Below are 1,415 nucleotides of genomic sequence, written 5' to 3'. Positions count from 1 at the left end.
TTGAAATTCTTACAGTAAAATCAGGGAAAGATTCTGTAAGAAATTGCTTTGCCGGCATCAGCGACGGCCATGTAATTTCATCATCCTTGCAATTTGGGCGTAAGTTCAAAGGAAAAGCCCATCTTCTTTTTCCCATGGAACGCGTGCAAAAAGTGTTGAACTGTTTTATTGGGGAGTATGAGGATCAAGAGCCATATAGCATAGCTTTTTCTGATACCGATATTGATGTTATGCGTGAAATCGGCAATATTATCTTAAATACGATTATGGGAAGCTTGGGCGATTTGCTTAACATGCGGCTGGAATATTTCGTACCAGATGTTGAATTTTTCGATCTCAAAAAACTAGATGTGACCATTGAAGCAGAGGAGGAGTCCTATATTGTGATTATCCAGACGTATTTATATTTGCGGGAAATCGATGTGGATGGTGCAATACTGATTATCCTAAGTCTTACTTCTCCATCATTTCTTATTGAAAAAATTGATCGTCTATTAGGAATGTATTAATGGAAAATGTAGGTTTTGCGTTACTTCAAAAAATGCAAATGGGTATTGTTGTGCTTGATCAAGATTGCCGTATTGTGTTCTGGAATGACTGGATGCAGCGATGGACAGGTTGGCAAGCAGCTCAGATAGTAGGAGAACCCATTACGAAATACTATCCAAAATTCTCTCAGGGATACTACAAAACAATATTAACTGATGTACTTAAAGAAAGAAAAAGCCGATTTTGTGCAGGAGCTATTCATAAAACTCTATTTTCTCCAGCTGCTCACATGCAACAAAACAATATCAAGTTTTGCCAAAATGTTTATTTCGATTCTATTATTGTTAGCGGACAGGTATATGTTTTGATACAAGTGATGGATATTACCAACCAACAGCAACGGGTAACTAGGTTAAAAAATCTAGTTAAAGAAGTAGATTCCAGCTCGCATAATGCAGAATCTAGTTTATTTATGAAAAACATCACATGTGAGTTTGCCAGTTCTATAACTAATATTCCCATATTAGAAAACCAGACAGAGCACATTGATTATCAACAATTGTTTAAAGATTTACCAGTAGGGTTTTGTTATGTGAAACTTATTACCGGACCTAATCATAAGTTGTATGATGGGATTATCTGTAAGGCCAATCACGAAATCTATAAGATACTTAAAATGGATGATGGCACGGCAGAAGGACGTCAACTATCTGAATTTGCTGAACTCATCCCAGATGTCAGTTTTGAAACTTTGCAGCTTTATTGGAATATAATCAGCCGTGGACAAAAGGTTGAGGTTGAAAAATACCTACCTTCGATAAATAAATGGATAGAATTTTTGGCCTATTCGCCTGAACCTGGGTATGTTGCTATAATCATGCAAGATATAACTAAAGGTAAGCAGCACGAAGGAGCTCGTGTCGAAC

General features: G+C 36.8%; 2 protein-coding genes. Both read left to right on the top strand.

Features of this window, described 5'->3' with window-relative positions; genetic code table 11:
- A partial coding sequence (locus AC29Z1_RS08770) for a hypothetical protein (protein ID WP_488271080.1) occupies positions 1-509 on the top strand: 509 nt, incomplete at its 5' end.
- Positions 509-1,415: PAS domain-containing protein (locus tag AC29Z1_RS08765; protein ID WP_488271079.1), on the top strand; the 907-nt coding region annotated here is incomplete at its 3' end. The genes AC29Z1_RS08770 and AC29Z1_RS08765, both read left to right, overlap by 1 nt.

The sequence above is a fragment of the Sporomusa sp. genome, assembly GCF_057736855.1.
The sequence above is the reverse complement of the archived record's forward strand: the minus strand, read 5'-3'. Positions and strand labels throughout refer to the sequence as shown.